This window comes from Saccharomonospora piscinae (genome assembly GCF_005862235.1).
Taxonomy (GTDB): domain Bacteria; phylum Actinomycetota; class Actinomycetes; order Mycobacteriales; family Pseudonocardiaceae; genus Saccharomonospora; species Saccharomonospora piscinae.
In genome coordinates this window covers 936,579-953,586 of record NZ_VCEK01000002.1, presented here as the reverse complement: position 1 = coordinate 953,586, position 17,008 = coordinate 936,579, and the positions used below count along the sequence as shown (strand labels likewise).

The 17,008-nt window shown below is 69.4% G+C and carries 18 protein-coding genes and 1 tRNA gene; 1 reads left to right on the top strand and 18 read right to left on the bottom strand.

The genetic code is table 11. From position 1 onward, the window contains the following. Nucleotides 1–19: 19 nt before the first annotated feature. The 13 genes from FFT09_RS10310 to rplJ all read right to left on the bottom strand — a co-directional run bounded on the left by FFT09_RS10310 (nucleotide 20) and on the right by rplJ (nucleotide 12,729). Nucleotides 20–979: a hypothetical protein gene (locus FFT09_RS10310; protein ID WP_138382511.1), complete on the bottom strand. Its 960-nt coding sequence runs from the start codon at nucleotides 977–979 to the stop codon at nucleotides 20–22. 73 nt (nucleotides 980–1,052) lie between these two features. Beyond that, entirely contained in the window at nucleotides 1,053–1,703 is a 651-nt protein-coding gene (locus tag FFT09_RS10305; protein ID WP_138382510.1) for a hypothetical protein, read from the bottom strand. A gap of 64 nt (nucleotides 1,704–1,767) precedes the next feature. After that, nucleotides 1,768–3,030, bottom strand: coding sequence for an MCE family protein (locus FFT09_RS10300; RefSeq protein WP_138382509.1), 1,263 nt, complete (start codon nucleotides 3,028–3,030; stop codon nucleotides 1,768–1,770). Then, entirely contained in the window at nucleotides 3,030–4,256 is a 1,227-nt protein-coding gene (locus FFT09_RS10295) for an MCE family protein (protein WP_138382508.1), read from the bottom strand. The genes FFT09_RS10300 and FFT09_RS10295 overlap by 1 nt, the downstream gene beginning before the upstream one ends. Next, on the bottom strand, nucleotides 4,253–5,431 hold the full coding sequence (locus tag FFT09_RS10290; RefSeq protein ID WP_138382507.1) for an MCE family protein: 1,179 nt from the start codon (nucleotides 5,429–5,431) through the stop codon (nucleotides 4,253–4,255). The genes FFT09_RS10295 and FFT09_RS10290 overlap by 4 nt, the downstream gene beginning before the upstream one ends. Further along, the gene (locus tag FFT09_RS10285; RefSeq protein ID WP_138382506.1) at nucleotides 5,428–6,414 is read right to left on the bottom strand and encodes an MCE family protein; all 987 of its coding nucleotides are present in this window, start codon (nucleotides 6,412–6,414) and stop codon (nucleotides 5,428–5,430) included. Before FFT09_RS10285 ends, FFT09_RS10290 begins: the two co-directional genes overlap by 4 nt. Further along, on the bottom strand, nucleotides 6,411–7,442 hold the full coding sequence (locus FFT09_RS10280; RefSeq protein ID WP_138382505.1) for an MCE family protein: 1,032 nt from the start codon (nucleotides 7,440–7,442) through the stop codon (nucleotides 6,411–6,413). Before FFT09_RS10280 ends, FFT09_RS10285 begins: the two co-directional genes overlap by 4 nt. Continuing rightward, on the bottom strand, nucleotides 7,439–8,767 hold the full coding sequence (locus FFT09_RS10275) for an MCE family protein (RefSeq protein WP_081193270.1): 1,329 nt from the start codon (nucleotides 8,765–8,767) through the stop codon (nucleotides 7,439–7,441). Before FFT09_RS10275 ends, FFT09_RS10280 begins: the two co-directional genes overlap by 4 nt. Then, entirely contained in the window at nucleotides 8,764–9,603 is an 840-nt protein-coding gene (locus FFT09_RS10270) for an MlaE family ABC transporter permease (protein ID WP_024876359.1), read from the bottom strand. Before FFT09_RS10270 ends, FFT09_RS10275 begins: the two co-directional genes overlap by 4 nt. 4 nt (nucleotides 9,604–9,607) lie before the next feature. Next, nucleotides 9,608–10,402: an MlaE family ABC transporter permease gene (locus tag FFT09_RS10265; protein WP_024876360.1), complete on the bottom strand. Its 795-nt coding sequence runs from the start codon at nucleotides 10,400–10,402 to the stop codon at nucleotides 9,608–9,610. Continuing rightward, on the bottom strand, nucleotides 10,399–11,532 hold the full coding sequence (locus FFT09_RS10260; RefSeq protein WP_138382504.1) for an ABC transporter ATP-binding protein: 1,134 nt from the start codon (nucleotides 11,530–11,532) through the stop codon (nucleotides 10,399–10,401). Before FFT09_RS10260 ends, FFT09_RS10265 begins: the two co-directional genes overlap by 4 nt. 206 nt (nucleotides 11,533–11,738) lie before the next feature. Beyond that, nucleotides 11,739–12,128: a 50S ribosomal protein L7/L12 gene (gene rplL, locus FFT09_RS10255; protein WP_024876362.1), complete on the bottom strand. Its 390-nt coding sequence runs from the start codon at nucleotides 12,126–12,128 to the stop codon at nucleotides 11,739–11,741. Between the two features lie 55 nt (nucleotides 12,129–12,183). Next, nucleotides 12,184–12,729, bottom strand: a complete 546-nt coding sequence (rplJ, locus tag FFT09_RS10250; protein ID WP_081193266.1) for a 50S ribosomal protein L10 — start codon at nucleotides 12,727–12,729, stop codon at nucleotides 12,184–12,186. A 330-nt stretch (nucleotides 12,730–13,059) separates the two neighbouring features. Between rplJ and FFT09_RS10245 the strand changes: the two genes are divergently transcribed. Beyond that, nucleotides 13,060–13,959, top strand: coding sequence for a hypothetical protein (locus FFT09_RS10245; RefSeq protein WP_138382503.1), 900 nt, complete (start codon nucleotides 13,060–13,062; stop codon nucleotides 13,957–13,959). 84 nt (nucleotides 13,960–14,043) lie between these two features. Here FFT09_RS10245 and rplA read toward each other — a convergent pair whose 3' ends face one another. The 5 genes from rplA to FFT09_RS10220 form a co-directional block, all read right to left on the bottom strand. Beyond that, nucleotides 14,044–14,763 carry a 50S ribosomal protein L1 gene (gene rplA, locus FFT09_RS10240; protein ID WP_081193262.1) on the bottom strand — a complete coding sequence of 240 codons (720 nt, stop codon included), beginning with the start codon at nucleotides 14,761–14,763 and terminating at the stop codon, nucleotides 14,044–14,046. Nucleotides 14,764–14,868: 105 nt separating this feature from the next. Further along, complete coding sequence (rplK, locus tag FFT09_RS10235; RefSeq protein ID WP_081193260.1) at nucleotides 14,869–15,300, bottom strand: 50S ribosomal protein L11; 432 nt, start codon at nucleotides 15,298–15,300, stop codon at nucleotides 14,869–14,871. Nucleotides 15,301–15,382: 82 nt separating this feature from the next. Continuing rightward, nucleotides 15,383–16,216, bottom strand: a complete 834-nt coding sequence (gene nusG / locus FFT09_RS10230; protein WP_138382502.1) for a transcription termination/antitermination protein NusG — start codon at nucleotides 16,214–16,216, stop codon at nucleotides 15,383–15,385. A 103-nt stretch (nucleotides 16,217–16,319) separates the two neighbouring features. After that, nucleotides 16,320–16,784 (bottom strand): preprotein translocase subunit SecE, encoded by a 465-nt coding sequence (secE, locus tag FFT09_RS10225; RefSeq protein ID WP_081193257.1) that lies wholly within the window; start codon nucleotides 16,782–16,784, stop codon nucleotides 16,320–16,322. Between the two features lie 34 nt (nucleotides 16,785–16,818). After that, nucleotides 16,819–16,891: transfer RNA gene (locus FFT09_RS10220), tRNA-Trp, on the bottom strand. Nucleotides 16,892–17,008 lie beyond the last annotated feature (117 nt).

The window sequence follows — 17,008 nt, the reverse complement described above, 5'->3', positions numbered from 1 at the left end:
ACCACCGGTTGGCGCAGTGTCAGTTACCCTCGGTCGGCTCTCCTGCCTGCGACGACGACGGCGCCGAGCCGTTTCCGGGCGGGGCGGGCCGTGCACCGGACGACTGACCCGCGGGCGGCGGCTGCCGCTGATCCGCGCTGTAGACGTCCATGTTCACCACCTTCCACGCACCGTCGCGGCGCTCGGTCTCGAACCACATGGCCGCGTCACCGCCCTGGGATTCCTCGGCACCCGACCGGGTGGCTGTTTGATCAACGTAGACCATCACCCGCGCCCGGTCGTCACCGAGCACCTCCACGGCGCTGCGGACGGCCGTGGTGGTGACGACCGCCTTCTGCTCGCTGGCCAGCGTGCGGTAGTCCCCCATCAACGCGTCGTAGGTACTCCGGACGTCGTCGTCGGCGAGCAGCTCGTCGGCGGCCCGCTGCGTCTTCTCGATGTCGTTGAAGTCGACCGAGAAGAGCCGTTCCGCCGCGTCGCTCATGGCCTGCTCGACCTCGGCCGTCGCGGCGACGTCCACCAGCGCCTGGTTGGCGGAACCCTCCGTCGCCGCGCTGTGCCGGGACTCGAAGAAGACGGCGAGCCCGCCGAAGACGAGCGCCGCCACCACGAGCGCCGCGAGTAGTGGGTACCCGGGCTCGCGCAGCCCGCGCAGGCGGGAGCCGCGGGACCGGTCGCCGGAGTCGGCGGACTCGGTCGGCTCCGCCTGCTCGGCTTCTCCGGTCGGCTCCGCGGACTCGGCTTGGTCGGACTGCTCGGTCGGCTCGACCCGCTCCGCCGGTTCCGTGGACTTGCCGGACTCGGCGGACTTGGTCGCCTCTGCCGACTCGGTCGCCTCTGTCGACTCAGCCTGCTCGGTCGGGCTCTCCGGCCTAGCAGCACGCTTGGCGGGTGACGGGGTACGCGAGCCCGCGACCCTCGGCCTCCGGGTCGGCGAGGGGGGCTGCGAACCGGGGACGCGGCGACGTGGGGGTGCCATCGGGTCTCCTGACTGCGTCGGGCGGGAGGTGCGGCGGGGTCGGGGCGGGCAGCGCGTGGGTGGCGTGAAGAGCTCAGCCGCTGGCGCCGTAGCGGACGTCCGAGACGGCCGAGACCGTCCACGGCCGCTCGGCGGCGTCCTGCTCATCGCCCTGCCTGTCCTGTTCCAGGTTCAGTTGCAGGCGCTGGATCTTGCTGAACTCACCCTCGCTGTTGGCCACGTCGACGCGGATGACGGCGAGGACCCGCGCCTTGCCCTCGTGGAGGTTGAGCTCCTCCACGGCGACGCCCTCGACGACGGAGGTGGTCTTCAGTTCGGCCTGCGCGATCGAGTCGCGCCACTGCTGCTCGGTCTCCTCGACCTCGCGACGCATGCTCTCGCTGGAGATCCGCTTGCGCTCCGCGAGGAGTTCGTCGGCCCGCTCGTGGTCGAACTCGGTGAACACCGTGGCGGCGTGGCCCGCCGCCGCCACGACGTCCTCCCTGGTCTGCGCGATCGCCAGCTCGTCGCTCTGCGCGGCGCCGGCCCACCGCACACCGAAGGCCACGGCGACGGCGAAGGCCGCCAGGGCCAGCGCGGCGGCGGCGAGCACGAGGGGGCGCGGCGGCGTGCCGCGGCGGCCCGGGCCGTCGCCGGGGCCGGGCTCGGCACCCTCGGCACCCTCGCCCCGCTCATCCCGCTCGTCGTCCTCGTCCGGCTGCGGGCGCTGGTCGTCCGAACTCATGGCGCTCCAGGGTAGGTCGGGGGCGGTGTTGTGGTGGTGAGCCGGGTCGCTGCCACGCCGGTGCTCAGCTCCCCAGCCCGAGTAGCTCGCGCAGGCTGGTGATGGTCAGGCCCTCGCCGTCGAGCAGGCCGAGATGTCCTCGGCGCACGGCGGCCAGCTGCTCGGTGTCGCGGTCGTTGTGGGCCGCCACCTGCTCGTCGCTGGGTTCGACCGGAACCCCGTTGTAGGGCGCGTTCTGCGAGCCCCGCACCGAGATGGGACTGCCTTCGGGCTCGGCGCAGTAGGCGTCGCTGTAGGACTCGCGGGGTGCGGTCTCGTCGCCGGGGCGGTACTGGTCGGGCGGCCGGTAGCCCTTCGTGCAGGAGGGTGGGTTGAACAGGTTCAGCACCATCCCGAGGTGGGCGGTGCCGTCGCCAGGGGTGACGCTGTAGGCGCCTGCCGCCACGACCGGGTAGCTGACCATCGCCTGCTCGATACCGTCGGTGCGGGTGACGAGGACGTTGGAGGTAGTGAGCAGGTTCGCCACCAGTGAGCTCAGTCCGGGGCCCGACTCGGCGAGTACGCCGCTGACCGTCGTCGCCGTCTCGGGCGCGGCGGCGATGAGCTCGCGGATGTCGGCGTCGGAGTCCTTGAGGGTCTGCGACAGGTCCTTGAGATCGGCGCTGAACGAGCGCATCGAGGTGGCGAGGTCGTTCTGCGTTTTCAGCACGGTGGTGCCCTCGTCGAGCAGTTTCTCGGTCTGGGGCAGGTACTGCCTGGCCGTCGCCGTGAACTCGTCGGTGGCGTTGAGCAGGGCCTGGAGGTCCTTCCCGGTGCCGTGGAACGCCTGGTAGGACTCGTCGACCACGGTGCGCAGCGAGTCGGTGGGCACCGACGAGGCGAGGGAGTCGAGGTCGGTGATGACGGCCTCGGCGGGTATGGGCGTGCTGACCCGGTCGGCCGGGATCACGTCGCCCTCGGCGAGGAAGGGCCCCTCGTCGGTCACCGGGCGCAGGTCGACGTACTGCTCGCCCACGGCGGAGCGGTTGGCGACGGCGGCGTGCAGTTCGCTCGGCACGCCGGGGGCACCGGGTTCGATGTGCAGCGCCGCCCTGAGCCCGTCGTCGGTGAGGGTCAGTTCCCCGACCTCACCGACGTTGTAGCCGCGGTAGGTGACCTCGGCGCCGGTGAAGATGCCGCCTGCGGAGTTCATGTCGAGGTGGACGGTGTAGCCGCCGGAGCCGAAGGCCCGTTCGACGTCGGTGAAGCGCACGAGCGCGTACCCGATCGCGAGCACGGAGATGACGAGGAACGCGACGAGCTGGATTCTGGTCTTGCGCACGAGCATCAGCGGCCACCTCCCGTGATGGATTCGAGCAGGCCGCCGAGGCCGCTGCTGGTGCCACCGTCGTCGTCACCCGCGTCCTCGGTGTCGGGATGGTCCTCGTCGCCCGGCAGCGGCAACACGGACGACGTGTCGTCGGGATCGGATTCGTGGGGGCTGGTGAGGTCGCCGACGATGGGCAGGTTCTGCAGCGGGTTCTGCCTGCTGCGGCCCAGGTTGGCGAGGATCTCCTTCAGGTTGAGATCGAGGTCGAGATAGAGGTTGAGGTAGTCGCCCTTGACCCCTTCGGCCGCCGCGTCAGTGAACGGGTAGGTCAGCATGAGTTCGAGCGCGTGGGGCAAGTCGGAGCCGGCCTCACCGAGCTTGCGCAGGGTGGGCAGGAGGGCTTCGAGGTTGGCGACGAGGTCCTCCTGCCCGGCCTGCACGGTCTCGACGGCGACCTCGGACAGGCCGTCAAGCGCGCCGAGCATGGTGACGAGCTGGTCGCGCTGGCGTTCGAGGACGTCGAGGCCGGGGCCCAGGTCCTCCACGGCGACGGCGATGGTGTCGCGTTGCGCGCGCAGCGTGGCCGAGAGCCGGTTGAGTTCGTCGAGCGCGGCGGTGATGTCGCCGGACTGCGCGTCGAGGGCGCGGACGAGTTCCTCGGCGTTGCGCAGCAGGGCCTTGACGTCGGTGGCGTTGCCCTCCAGTGCGGCGCCGAGTTCTTTCGTGATGGTGTTGAGCTGCTCGACGCCGCCGCCGTTGAGCAGCATCGACAGGGCCCCGAGGACTTCCTCGACCTCGACGCTGCGGTTGGTGCGTTCGGCGGGGATGAGTGCGCCGTCGGTGAGGGTGGCTTGCGCGATCTGGTCGCCTTCGCCGGCCGGGGCCGCGAGTTCGACGTACTTCTCGCCGAGCAGGCTGGACTGGCGCAGGTTGGCGACGGCGTTCGCGGGCAGTTCCACGTCGCGGTTGACGGCGACGACGACCTCGGCGGTCCAGCCGTCCTCGGCGAGCCGCACGTCCTCCACCGCGCCGACGGGCACCTCGTTGACGCGCACCCCGGCCTGGGGGACGAGGTCGAGCACGTCGGGGAAGTGGATGCGGACCGTGTAGGGGTCGTCGCCGAGGTCGGCGCCGCCGGGCATGGGAATGTCGTAGACGCCGCTGAAGCCGGGGACGGCGCAGCCGCCTGCCGCGACGAGGGCGGCGGCGCCGACGGCGGTCAGGGCGGTGCGGAGCCGGGTCATCGCCCACCTCCCGTGAAGCGGTCCACCAGCGGCAGTGGCAGCTCGGGCAGTTCGCCCTTGTTCAGCGCGGCCACGGACTCGGCCAGCGACGGCAGTTCCACGGCGCCCTCCAGAACCCCGGCCACGTCGGAGCACAGGTTGCCGAGCGCGTCGAGCGCGTCGGGGGTCTGGCGGAGCAGGCCGCAGATCATCATGGCCGGTGGCTCGGTCAGTTCGTTGAGGTTGGGCCGCGCGTCGAGGGTGCCGGAGGCGGCGTTGTAGGTGTTGGCGAGGTTTCCGAGTGCCAGGGGGGCGATGTCGAGTGTCTCGGCGAGCGCCGCGCGCTGGTCGACGAGGACCTGGGTGACGTCGGCTAGTTTGTCCACGTTGGACTTGACGCGGTCGCGGTTGTCGTTCAGGAAGTCGTCGACGAGTTGCAGCGTGTCGCCGAGTTCGGTGACGGTGGCGGCGAGGGTCTGCCGCTCTCCGGCGAGGAACGCGCTGACGTCGGCGAGTTGGCGCTCGAATCCGCGCACGTGGTCGTCGCTGGCGGCGAGGGTGCCGGACAGTTCGGCGAGGTTCTCGACGGTGACGAAGAGGTCCTCGGAGCTGCCGGACAGTGTGCCCGCGGCCTGGCCGAGTTTGGTGACGGTCTCGTGCAGTGCCTTGCCGTTGCCGTCGAGGTTGGCGGCGGCGGTGTCGAGCACGTCCGACAGCGAGCCGTCGGCGTTGGCCCCGTTCGGGCCGAGGGCTCGGGAGACGCGGCTGAGGCTCTCGCTGAGGTCGTCGACCTCCAGCGGCACGGCGGTGCGATCGAGCGGGATCACGGCGCCGTCGTCGAGCACGGGGCCGCCGGTGTGGGCGGGCGCGAGCTGCACGTAGCGGTCGGACACCAGGGAGGGGGCGACGACGATCGCGCCCGCGTCGCCGGGGACGGCGACCTCGCGGTCGTAGGTCAGCCGGACGCGGACGCGGTCGCCGAGTGGTTCGACGTCGGTGACCTCGCCGACCTCGACGCCGAGGACGCGCACGCCGTTTCCTTCGTAGAGGCCGATGGCCTCGGTGAAGTAGGCCGTGACGTGTTTGCGTCCCGCGTCCTTGAAGGTCCACCACAGCCCGCCGGCGACGACGAGGCCGAGTACGCAGGCCACGGCCACGCCGCGGGAGAGTTGCTGTCCCAACCGGGTGCTGGTCATCGTGCGTTGCACCCCTCTTCGTTGAGCGGCCCGATGGAGGGCAGCAGCAGGCCGCAGATGTAGTTGTCGAACCAGCGACCGTTGCCGATGGTGTTGTTGAAGACCCGGACGAACGGGGCGAAGTTCTCCAGCCCGTCGGACAGCGAGTCCTGGTTGCGTTGCAGCATGGCGGTCAGCTGGTCGAGCTGTTCGAGCACGGGTTGCAGTTGTTCGTCGTTGTCGTCGACGAGCCCGCGCAGCTGGGCGGACAGAGCCCGGGTGCCGTCCAGCATGGCGGTGATCGCCTCCTTGCGGGCGGACAGCTCGTCCAGCAGTTTCTCGCCGTCCTCCATGAGCCTCGCCAGTTCGGTGTCGCGGTCGGCGAGGGTCTGGCTGACCTGGCGGGTGCCGGACAGCAGTTCGGACAGTTGCCGGTCGCGGGTGGCGATGGTGTCGGACAGCTCCGACAGGCCGTCGAGCGCGCCCCGCACGTCCTCCGGGGTGTCGGCGAAGGTCTGGGAGAGCGCGTCGAAGCTCTGTGCGAGCTGGTCGACGTCGATGTCGTCGACGGTGTCGGACAGTCCCCGGAACGCTTCCATCACGTCGTAGGGGGCGACGGTGCGTTCCAGTGGGATCGTGTCGCTGGGGTCGAGTGGGCCGTCACCGACGGGGTCGAGGGCCACGTACTTCTGCCCCAGCAAGGTTTTGATCTTGATGGCGGCGGTGGTGTCGGCGCCGAGCCAGGCGTCGGCCACCTGGAACGACACGAGGACCTTCGCGCCGTCCAGTTCGATGTCGGTGACCTCGCCGACCTTGACTCCCGCGACCCGCACCTCGTCGTCGGTCTGGAGTCCGGCGGCCTCGCTGAACTCGGCGCGGTAGGTGGTTCCGCCGCCGACCAGCGGAAGGTCCTCGGAGTTGAGGGCCGCGAGCGTGCCCAGCAGCATCAGCGTCAGCCCGACGACGGCGATGGGGACGGGGTTGCGCTTCGAGAAGCTCTTCATGACAGGCACCGTTCGCGGTTCGCGGGCAGCATCGGCAACGACACGGGCCGGTCGCCGAGCCCGGTGATGCTGATGTTGCCGTTGGCCTCGCACAGGAAGAAGTTCAGCCACGACCCGTAGTCGGCGGTGGCGGCCAGCCGGTCCACCTTCTCCGGGAGGTACTGGATGAACTCCTCGACGACCTCCTCGTGGTCGTTGAGGTTGCCCGCGAGGGTGCCGAGCGCGTCGATGTCCTCGCGCAGCGGGCGCCGCGCCTCCTCCAGCAGTCCCGCCGTGGTGTCGGTGAGCTCGCCGATCGACTCGATGGCCTCCCCGATGGGTTCGCGGTCGCCCGCGAGCCCGGACACGAACGTCTGCAACCGTTCGATGAGGCGCGACAGCTGCGGGGTGCGCTCGTTCAGCGTGCGCAGCACCAGGTTGAGGTTGTCGATCACCTCGCCGATGACCTGGTCCTTCTCGGCGAGCGTCGTGGTCAGCGACGCGGTGTGGGAGAGCAGGCTCTCGACCGTGCCGCCCTCGCCCTGCAACACGCGCACGATCTCGTACGACAGCGTGTTCACGTCCTCGGGCTGGAGGGCCTGGAACAGCGGTTTGAACCCGTTGAACAGTTCGGTGAGGTCGACGGCGGGCCTCGTGCGCTCCAGCGGGATCATCTCACCCGGTTCGATCGACTCCCCCGCGGGTCCCTCGCCGCGCTCCAGTGCGAGGTAGCGCTGGCCCACCAGGTTGCGGAACTTGATCGCCGCGACGGCGTTGCCGGGCAGGGTGCGGTCGCGGTCCAGCTCGAACTCGACCTCCGCGATGCGGCGGTCGACGATGCGCACTCCCTCGACCTGGCCGACCCTGACCCCGGCGATCCGCACGTCGTCACCGGCGAGCACCGACGTGGCGTCGGTGAAGCGGGCACGGTAGGTCTCGGTGTCCGCCGAGTTCATGTTGGCGATGCTCAGTCCGAGGATCGTGGTGAACAACGTCGTGGTCACCACGAACACGGTGAGTTTCGTCAGCGGTGCGACGAGACCCCTCACTGCACCGTCACCTCCGCTCCCCGGTAGAGCGGGGCCACCAGCAGCGACCCCCAGGCGGGAACCTCCGACGGCTCCAGCCCGTTACGCGGACCGGCGAACTGCGCCACGAGAGCGTGCTCGCCCGCGCTGTTCACCGGGCTGCCGCCCGCGGGGCTCGCTCCCCCCGCCGCGGCCGAGTCGTTCAGCCCCGCCGCCGACGAGCGCGCCGCAGGCGGCGACTCGCTGCCGTCGCGCAGCGGCCCGTCCGGTGGATGCTGCGGGAACGGGTCCGGGTACTCGTCCATGGCGTAGCAGCGCGGCCCGCGCTTGTCGCCGTACTCGGGCTCGTCCTGGCCCGCCTCGTAGGGCCCCCGGTCCACGGTGATCTCCAGTGTGGCGTGCAGCCCCGGCTTGTCGGTGCCCTTGCCGAAGGACTCGTCGATCCTCGGGACCAGCTCCGCCATCTGCCCGAGGAAACAGGGGTACTCGGGGGCGTACTTGGCGAGGACCTCGGCGGTGGGCCTTGCCGTCTCGCCCAGGCTGATGAGGTTGGCGGCGTTGGCGTCGAGGAAGGTGTCGAGATCGGCCGACGCGGTCGTCACCGTGCGGTACAGCGTGTCGAGCTGCAGGCTCTGGTCCACGATGGTGCGGCTGGTGGTGGTGAGGTTGTCCAGCGTCCGCACCAGATCGGGCGCGACGTCGGACAGCGTGCCGGAGAACTGGGCCAGCTCCCGCAGGTTCTCCTGCAGCTTCGGCACGTGCGGGTTCAGCTCACCGAGGTAGGTGCCCAGCTGGGACAGGGTGTCGCCGAGTTGCTCGCCCCGGCCCTCAAGAGCGGTGGAGATCGCGGTGAGGGTGCTGGACAACTTCTCGGGCTGCACGGCCTGCAACACCGGTAGCAGGCTGTCGAGCGCGTGCTCCAGCCGCACCGCGTCCTCCGTGCGGTCCTGCGTGATGACGGCGCCGTCGCCCAGCGTCGCCGCCGAGGGCACCTCCGGGATGCCGAGGTCGACGTAGCGCTCGCCGAACAACGTCTTCGGCAGGAACCGGGCGGAGGTGTTGGCCGGGACGAGGTCGGCCTGTTCGGGATCGAGGTGCAGCGTCAGCTCGGCCCCGCTCGGGGTGACGTCGATGTCGCCGACGCGGCCGACGATCAGCCCGCGAACCTTGACGTCCGAGTTACGGGAGAGCTGGTTGCCGATGGCACCGGCCTGCAGTCGCACGGTCACGTCGTCGCTGAAGGCCCGGTTGTAGATCGCCACGCTCAACGCGATGCCGCCGACCAGAATGCCCACGAGCAGCAGGCCCAGCAGCCTGCGCCGGATCGTCGCCACAGTCGTGCTCATCCCGCGATCCTCACCGTCGTGTCGGTACCCCAGATGGCGAAGCCGATGAAGAAGTTGACCACCGCAACGGTCACGATCGACAGCCGGACCGCCCTGCCCACCGCGATGCCCACCCCGGCGGGACCGCCGGTGGCGCGGTACCCGTAGTAGCAGTGCATCAGGATGATCAGCACGCTGAAGATCAGAACCTTGACGAACGAGTACAACACGTCCTCGGGTGGCAGGAACATGTCGAAGTAGTGGTCGTAGGTTCCCGCCGACTGGTCGTACAGGTAGACGACGACGGCTCTCGACGCCACGTACGAACTGAGCAGCCCGACGACGTAGAGCGGGATGACCGCCACGAAACCGGCGATGATGCGGGTCGTCACCAGATAGGGCAGGCTCGGCACGCCCATCACCTCCAGCGCGTCGACCTCCTCGGAGATCCGCATGGCGCCCAGCTGGGCCGTGAACCCGGCTCCGACGGTGGCCGACAACGCCAGCCCCGCCACGAGCGGCGCGATCTCCCTGGTGTTGAAGAACGAGGTGAGAAACCCGGTGAACGCCGAGGTGCCGATCGAGTCGAGCGCCGAGAAACCCTGGAGTCCGACGAGGACACCGGTGAACAGGGTCAACCCCACCATGACCCCGACAGTGCCGCCGATCACCGCCAGCGAGCCGGACCCGAAGCTCACCTCGGCGAGCAGCCGCAGCACCTCCTTGGAGTAGCGGCGCAGCGCCCTCGGCGCCCAGGCCAGTGCGCGCAGGTAGAACGACATTTGGTCGCCGAGCAGGTCCAGTGTCCGTAGTGGACGGCCTGCGACGTTCTTCGCGTGCTGGATGAGGCGGGCCATCGGTTCAGTCCAACTTCGAGGGAACGAGCTGCAGGTAGATCAACGTGATGACGGTGTTGACCACGAACAGCAGCAGGAAGGTGATGACGACGGACTGGTTCACCGCGTCGCCCACGCCCTTCGGGCCCGGCGGTGGGTGCAGTCCCCGGTACGCGGCGACGACGGCGGCGATGAACCCGAAGATCAGCGCCTTGAGTTCGCCGATCCACAGGTCGGACAGCTGCGCCAGCGCCGAGAAACTCGCCAGGTAGGCGCCCGGGGTGCCGTCCTGCAGCACGACGTTGAAGAAGTAGCCGCCCAGCACGCCGATGACACTGACCATGCCGTTGAGCAGCACGGCCACGAACATGCACGCCAGCACCCGCGGCACGATGAGGCGCTGCACGGCGGAGACGCCGAGCACCTCCATGGCGTCGATCTCCTCGCGGATCGTGCGCGCCCCGATGTCGGCGCAGATCGCGGACCCGCCCGCACCGGCGACCAGCAGGGCGACCACGAGCGGGCTCGCCTGCTGCACGGTCGCCAGCACGCTGCCCGCTCCCGTGTACGACTGCGCCCCGAGCTGCTGCGCCAGCGACCCGAACTGCATGGAGATGACCGCGCCGAACGGGATCGCGACCAGCGCCGTCGGCAGGATCGTCACGCTCGCGATGAACCACGCCTGCTGGATGAACTCCCGCAGCTGGAAGGGCCGCTGGAACACCCCGCGCGCCACGTCGAGGCCGAGCGCGAACAGCTTGCCGGTCTCCCGCAGCATCCCGATGCCGGGAATCCTCGCCGTCGAGGCCGGTGAACTCATGAGTGTCCCTGGTGCGGCGGTAGTCGCCGGGTGGTGTCGTCGGTGTCGGGCAGGTAAGCGACGTCGGTGGCGGGCAGCGTGCCGTGCTGCGCGCCCACCAGCCCGGGTTCGGTCGCGGCGTGCGCGCCCCCGACCCCGTAGTGGCGCTGTTCCTCCGGTGACAGCGACGCGATGATCGATTCGCGGGCGGGCTCGGGAAGCGTGTGCAGCATCCGCATGACACGGTCCTTGCGGCGGCGGGCGCCCTCCCGCACGGGCAGGCCGGGCGTCGGCTGGAGCTGCGGCGGCACCCCGGTGACCTCCTCGACACCGCCCGCGTGGTGGCCGGCCTCGAACATCGCGCGTTCGGCGGCGAGGGTGGCCGAGTCCTTCTCCTCCGACATGCCGATCGGGCCGTCCATGCGGCCGTTGAGGAACTGCTTCACCACCGGTTCCTCACTGGTGAGCAGCACCTCGCGCGGCCCGAACATCACGAGTTCCTTGCGGTAGAGCATGCCGAGGTTGTCCGGCACGGTCCGCGCCAGGTTGATGTTGTGGGTGACGATGAGGAACGTCGCGTCGATCTGCGCGTTGACGTCGATGAACAGCTGCGAGATGTAGGTGGTGCGCACGGGGTCCAGACCGGAGTCCGGCTCGTCGACGAGGATGATCTCCGGGTCCAGGACCAGCGCCCTGGCCAGCCCAGCCCGCTTGCGCATCCCGCCGGAGATCTCGCCCGGCAGCTTCGACTCCGCGCCCGAAAGCCCGGTGATCTCCAGCTTCTCCAGCACGATCCTGCGGATCTCGGTCTCGGACTTCTTCGTGTGCTCGCGCAGGGGGAAGGCGACGTTGTCGTACAGGTTCATCGACCCGAACAGCGCGCCGTCCTGGAACAGCACCCCGAACAGCTTGCGCGTGTCGTAGAGCTTGCGTTCCGAACATCTGACGATGTCCACTCCGTTGACGACACACGTGCCGGTGTCCGGTTTCAACAGTCCGATCATGGACTTGAGGAACACGGACTTGCCGGTGCCCGACGGCCCCAGCATCACCGACACCTCGCCGGGCGGCAGCGTCAGGGTGACGTCACGCCAGATGGTGTGCTGGCCGAAGGATTTGCTGAGACCTTCGATGACCACCTCGGCACCCATCGCACCTCCCGGAGTGTGTTCGTCGCGCGTCAACACTGTGCAACGAGTCCGCGGCGCGTAGGTTACTCACCAGTTGTCTTCCGGGCTTGCCTCCGGCCTGGCTCGTGGTCCGCAGCACACTAACCCACGGCAGGGGTGAAGCGACAAAGGCGGGTCGTCCGTCATACGACGAACGACCCGCCTTCGCGGAGTCTGCTGGCGTCAGCTCACTTGAGCGAGACCTTGGCGCCCGCGCCCTCCAGCTTCTCCTTGGCGGCCTCGGCGGCCTCCTTGTCGACCTTCTCCAGGATCGGCTTCGGAGCGCCCTCGACCATCTCCTTGGCCTCCTTCAGGCCGAGACCCGAGACGACCTCACGCACGACCTTGATGACCTGGATCTTCTTGTCGCCCGCGCCCTCGAGCACGACGTCGAACTCGTCCTGCTCCTCCTCGGCCGGGGCCGCGGCGGCGGCGCCACCCGGGGCGGCCATGACGGCGGCCGGGGCGGCGGCGGTGACGTCGAAGGTCTCCTCGAACTTCTTCACGAACTCGGACAGCTCGAGCAGCGTCAGCTCCTTGAACGCGTCGAGCAGTTCGTCGGTGCTCAGCTTCGCCATGATGGCGTTCCTTCCTTGTAGCGGACTCGTGGGTGGTGAGTCGGGTGGGTGGTGATCAGCTCTCGGCAGCCTGCTCGGCACCGTCCCCGGACTGGCGCTTGTCCTCCAGCGCCGCGGCCAGGCGGGCGACCTGCGTCGCCGGAGCCGCGAACAACCTGGCGGACTGGGACAGCTTCGCCTTCAACACACCCGCCGTCTTGGCGAGCAACTCGTCGCGGCTCTCCAGGTCGGCGAGGGTCTCGATCTCGGAGACCGACAGCGCCTTGCCGTCCATGTAGCCGCCCTTGATGACGAGGGCGTTGTTGTCCTTCGCGAAGTTGCGGATGGCCTTCGCGGCGTCGACCGCCTCGCCCTCCACGAACGCGATCGCCGTCGGACCGACGAACAGGTCGTCCAGTCCGTCGACGCCCGCCTCCTCGGCGGCGCGCTTGACCAGCGTGTTCTTCGCGACCCGGTACTTGGCGGTGTTGCCGAGAGCGCGGCGCAGCTCGCTGAGCTGGGACACGGAGAGGCCGCTGTACTGGGTGACGACGGCCGCCGAGCTGTTGCGGAACCGGTCCGCGATCTCGGCGACAGCCTCCACCTTGTCGGGCTTCGCCATGGTCGCCTCCTCTCTTGGCTGAGTGACCACCGGCGGCCCGGACCCCCGAACGACAAAAACGCCCCGGCGCAGCAGGCGCGGGGCGTTCACACGTGGACCGGACGATATCCGGCGACTCACGTCGACGAGCCTCGTTCCTCCTGCGCGGGCCGCCCGCCGTCAGCGGGACCTTCGCCTTCCCCGCGAACGCGAGGAAGAGGCCAGCGGTCTTCGGTAGAACCGTCGACCAGCATACGGGCCCGCCCGGCACGGTGGCCACCCACCCCCACCGACCGCATTTCGCGGGCGAAACGCGGTTCGGCGACCACGAAACGTGGGCGAGGCGGCATCATGGGTGACGTGGTGGAGCAACGACCTGACGGAACACCCGGGGCGTCCGGGGCGGTCCCGCCCGGCGCCGAACCCGAGATCGCGCCCGACGCCGCCCCCGCGCCGCCCGGGACCGACCTCACACCCACGGGCGCGCCCCCTCCCGCCGACCTCGATGCCGAACAGCTACGCCGGTTTCGCGAGTTCCAGGAGTTCCAGCAGTACCAGGAGTTCGTGCGCTACCAGCAGGCCCATGGCGGCGCGGTCAACCGCACGACCGGGGCGGACGTCGTACCGGCACCTCCGGCGGCTCCCGGGCGGCGACTGCCGGGCTGGTTACGGTGGCTGGGTAAGAAGGTCCTCGGCTGGCTCGTGTTCTTCCTGCTGCTGGCGATCTTCGCCACCTGGCTGTTCAACGAACTCTTCGGCGCCGACGACGACAACAGCACCGAGGCCGCCGCCAACATGGGAGGCGGTCAGTACCACACCGAGGAACTCCTGGCCAAGGAACCGTTCGAGGCGGTCCGCAAGGTCTACGACGCGATCGCGCAGGAGGATCCGGGCACCAACCGGCCACTCGTCTCCGAAGCCTGTGGGCACTTCGACAACGACAACGGCATCCAGCAACGCTTCGCCGAGAACACGGGCGGCCACGCCGACTGCAGGCAGGCGGTCATCGCACTGCACGCGCAGGTCACGCACGTCAACGACTACGCCGAGTCGATCTTCCCGCGCTGGTACGACCCCTCGGCACCGACCGTCCGGATCGACTCCTGCGACTTCGCCGTCCAAGGCGGGCCCGCGCTCGGGGTGTTCGTCGTCAGCGAGGTCGAGATGGGCCAGTGGCTGATCACCGGCCACGAGCCCGGGCCCGCGACCTGCGGTGCCAGCGCGTCCGCCACCTCCGGCGGGGACAACTGAGGACGCTTCCCACCGACGACAGTGGGGCGGCCACCCCGTCCGGGTGACCGCCCCACTGTCAGTTCGTCGCACCGCCGTCGCAGCTCAGGCCGCGGCCTCCTCCGAGAGGAGGTTGCGCGTGCGAGCCGGGTCCACGGGGATGCCCGGGCCCATCGTCGTGGTGAAGGTGACCTTCTTCAGGTAACGGCCCTTCGAGGACGACGGCTTCGCGCGCATCACCTCGTCGAGCGCGGCAGCGTAGTTCTCCACCAGCTTCTCGATGTCGAACGACGTCTTGCCGATCACCACGTGCAGGTTCGCCTGCTTGTCGACCCGGAAGCTGATCTTGCCGCCCTTGATGTCGGCGACCGCCTTGCCCACCGCCGGGGTGACCGTGCCGGTCTTCGGGTTCGGCATCAGGCCCCGCGGGCCGAGGATGCGGGCCACCCGGCCCACCTTCGCCATCTGGTCCGGAGTCGCGATCGCGGCATCGAAGTCGAGCCAGCCACCCTGGATGCGCTCGATCAAGTCGTCGGACCCGACCGCGTCGGCGCCTGCGGCCTCGGCCTCGGCGGCCTTGTCACCGGTCGCGAAGGCGATGACGCGGACGGTCTTGCCCGTTCCGTGCGGCAGGTTCACGGTGCCGCGGACCATCTGGTCGGCCTTGCGAGGATCCACGCCGAGTCGCATGGCGACCTCGACCGTGGCGTCCATCTTGATCTTCGAAGTCTCCTTGGCGAGCTTCGCGGCCTCCAGCGGCGTGTACAGCCGATCCTGGTCGATCAGCTCTGCGGCCTGGCGGTAGGCCTTGCTGCGCTTGGTCATGTGCTGTCCTTCGTGGTTCGTGGCGGATCAGTTGTGGTGCGGGTCAGCGCGTAGCCCTTCCACGGGTTCCGACGGCGGGGCCACAGCGGCCCGGGCCGTCGATCGTCACTCGACCGTGATGCCCATCGAGCGCGCGGTACCGGCGATGATCTTGGCCGCCTGGTCCATGTCCGACGCGTTCAGGTCGGACTTCTTGGTCTCGGCGATCTCGCGGATCTGGTCCCAGCTGACCTTGGCAACCTTGGTCTTGTGGGGCTCGCCGCTGCCCTTCTCGACGCCGGCGGCCTTCAGCAGCAGCTTCGCCGCGGGCGGCGTCTTGAGCTTGAAGTCGAACGACCGGTCCTCAAAGACGGAGATCTCGACCGGCACCACGTTGCCGCGCTGCGACTCGGTCGCGGCGTTGTACGCCTTGCAGAACTCCATGATGTTGACGCCGTGCTGACCCAGCGCCGGGCCGACGGGCGGGGCCGGGTTCGCGGCACCCGCCTGGATCTGCAGCTTGATGATCGCCGCAAGCTTCTTCTTCTTGGGTGGCATTCTCGTTCCTGTTCAATGTCGCTCGTCCTCGCGCCCCTGCCATGGCGTGAGGCTCTTGCCTGCGACCGAGCCGTCTCGGCCGTCAGATCTTGGAGACCTGGGTGAACGACAACTCGACCGGCGTCTCCCGGCCGAAGATCGACACCAGGACCTTCAGCTTCTGGGCGTCCGCGTTGACCTCGCTGATCGTGGCGGGCAGCGTGGCGAACGGGCCGTCCATGACGGTGACGGACTCGCCGACCTCGAAGTCCACCTCGACCGCGCCGGTGGCGGCCTGCGACTCGGCGGCGGGCTCGCCCTTGCCCGGCTTGGCGGGTGCGGGCTTCTCGACCTCCGGCGCGAGGAACTTCAGAACCTCGTTCAGGCTCAGCGGCGACGGGCGCGAGGTGGCGCCCACGAATCCGGTCACACCGGGCGTGTTGCGCACCGCGTTCCACGAGGCGTCGTTCAGTTCCATCCGCACGAGGATGTAGCCCGGCAGCACCTTGCGCTGCACGATCTTGCGCTGGCCGTTCTTGATCTCGGTGACCTCCTCGGTGGGCACCTCGACCTGGAAGATGTAGTCCTCGACGTCCAGCGTCTGCCGACGGGTTTCGAGGTTGTTCTTCACCTTGTTCTCGTAGCCCGCGTAGGAGTGCACGACGTACCAGTCACCCGGCAGCGATCGCAGTTCCGCGCGCAGCGCGGCGACGGGGTCCTCGTCCTCGGCCTGCTCCCCGGCGGAGGACGACGCCTCCGGAGACTGCGCAGGCTCGAGCGGCTCCACCGGTTCCGGGGACGCCACGGCCTCGCCCGCGCCGGCGACCTCGGCGGTCTGCGCGGCGTCCGTGTTCTCGTCACCGGTGGCCGCGAGGACCTGCTCCTCGGAGACGCCGGTCAGGTCCTGACCGGCTCCTGAGCCGTTCTCGGAGGTCACGTTCCGTCCTCTCAGTTGATCGCGTGTGTGGTCACGGGCACCGCGAGGCACCGCGACCCGCGAGGAAGTGCGGGCCGGCCCGGCTCGCACGGCTCCCGTCGGCCTAGTCGCCGAAGACGACGTCCACGCCCTCGAGGAACACGTAGTCGAGCCCGGCAACCAGCGCCACCATGAACACCAGGAACACCAGCACCACGCTGGTGTAGGTGACCATCTGCTTCCGCGTCGGCCAGATGACCTTGCGGAGCTCGCCCCACACCTCACGGACGAACCGCCCGATCCGCGCGAACGGCGAACGCTGCTTGGTCTCCGTGCGGTTGTTCCGCTTCGGCGTAGGCTTGCCCTTGCCGTCGGGCTTGGCAGCCGGCTTCCGCTCGGACGCCTTGCCCTGCGGTGCGGACCGCTTGGCGGACCCCGTGTTCGTCCCGGCGTCCGACGCGGAGCCGGATCCGTTCGATGCACCCGCTTGGTTGGCGGAGGCACGCCGTGCGCGCCGAGCCGCGGCGGTGTCCGGACGGGAAGGGCGCTTGTCGGCCCTCTCCTGGTCCTTCTCCCCGTCCTCGCTCACGAGCTACTCCTCCGCTCCACCTGACACGTCAACGCAGGGGTGACAGGACTTGAACCTGCAACCTGCGGCTTTGGAGGCCGCTGCTCTGCCAGTTGAGCTACACCCCTTCGAGCGGTGACCCACTCACACGGACGCCCTTCACGGACCCCGCAGGGCGCTGTGGGGTCCGTTCCGTACGTTCCAAGTTCAGCAGTCTACGGCAAGCCTGTGGGGCACTCGCAACC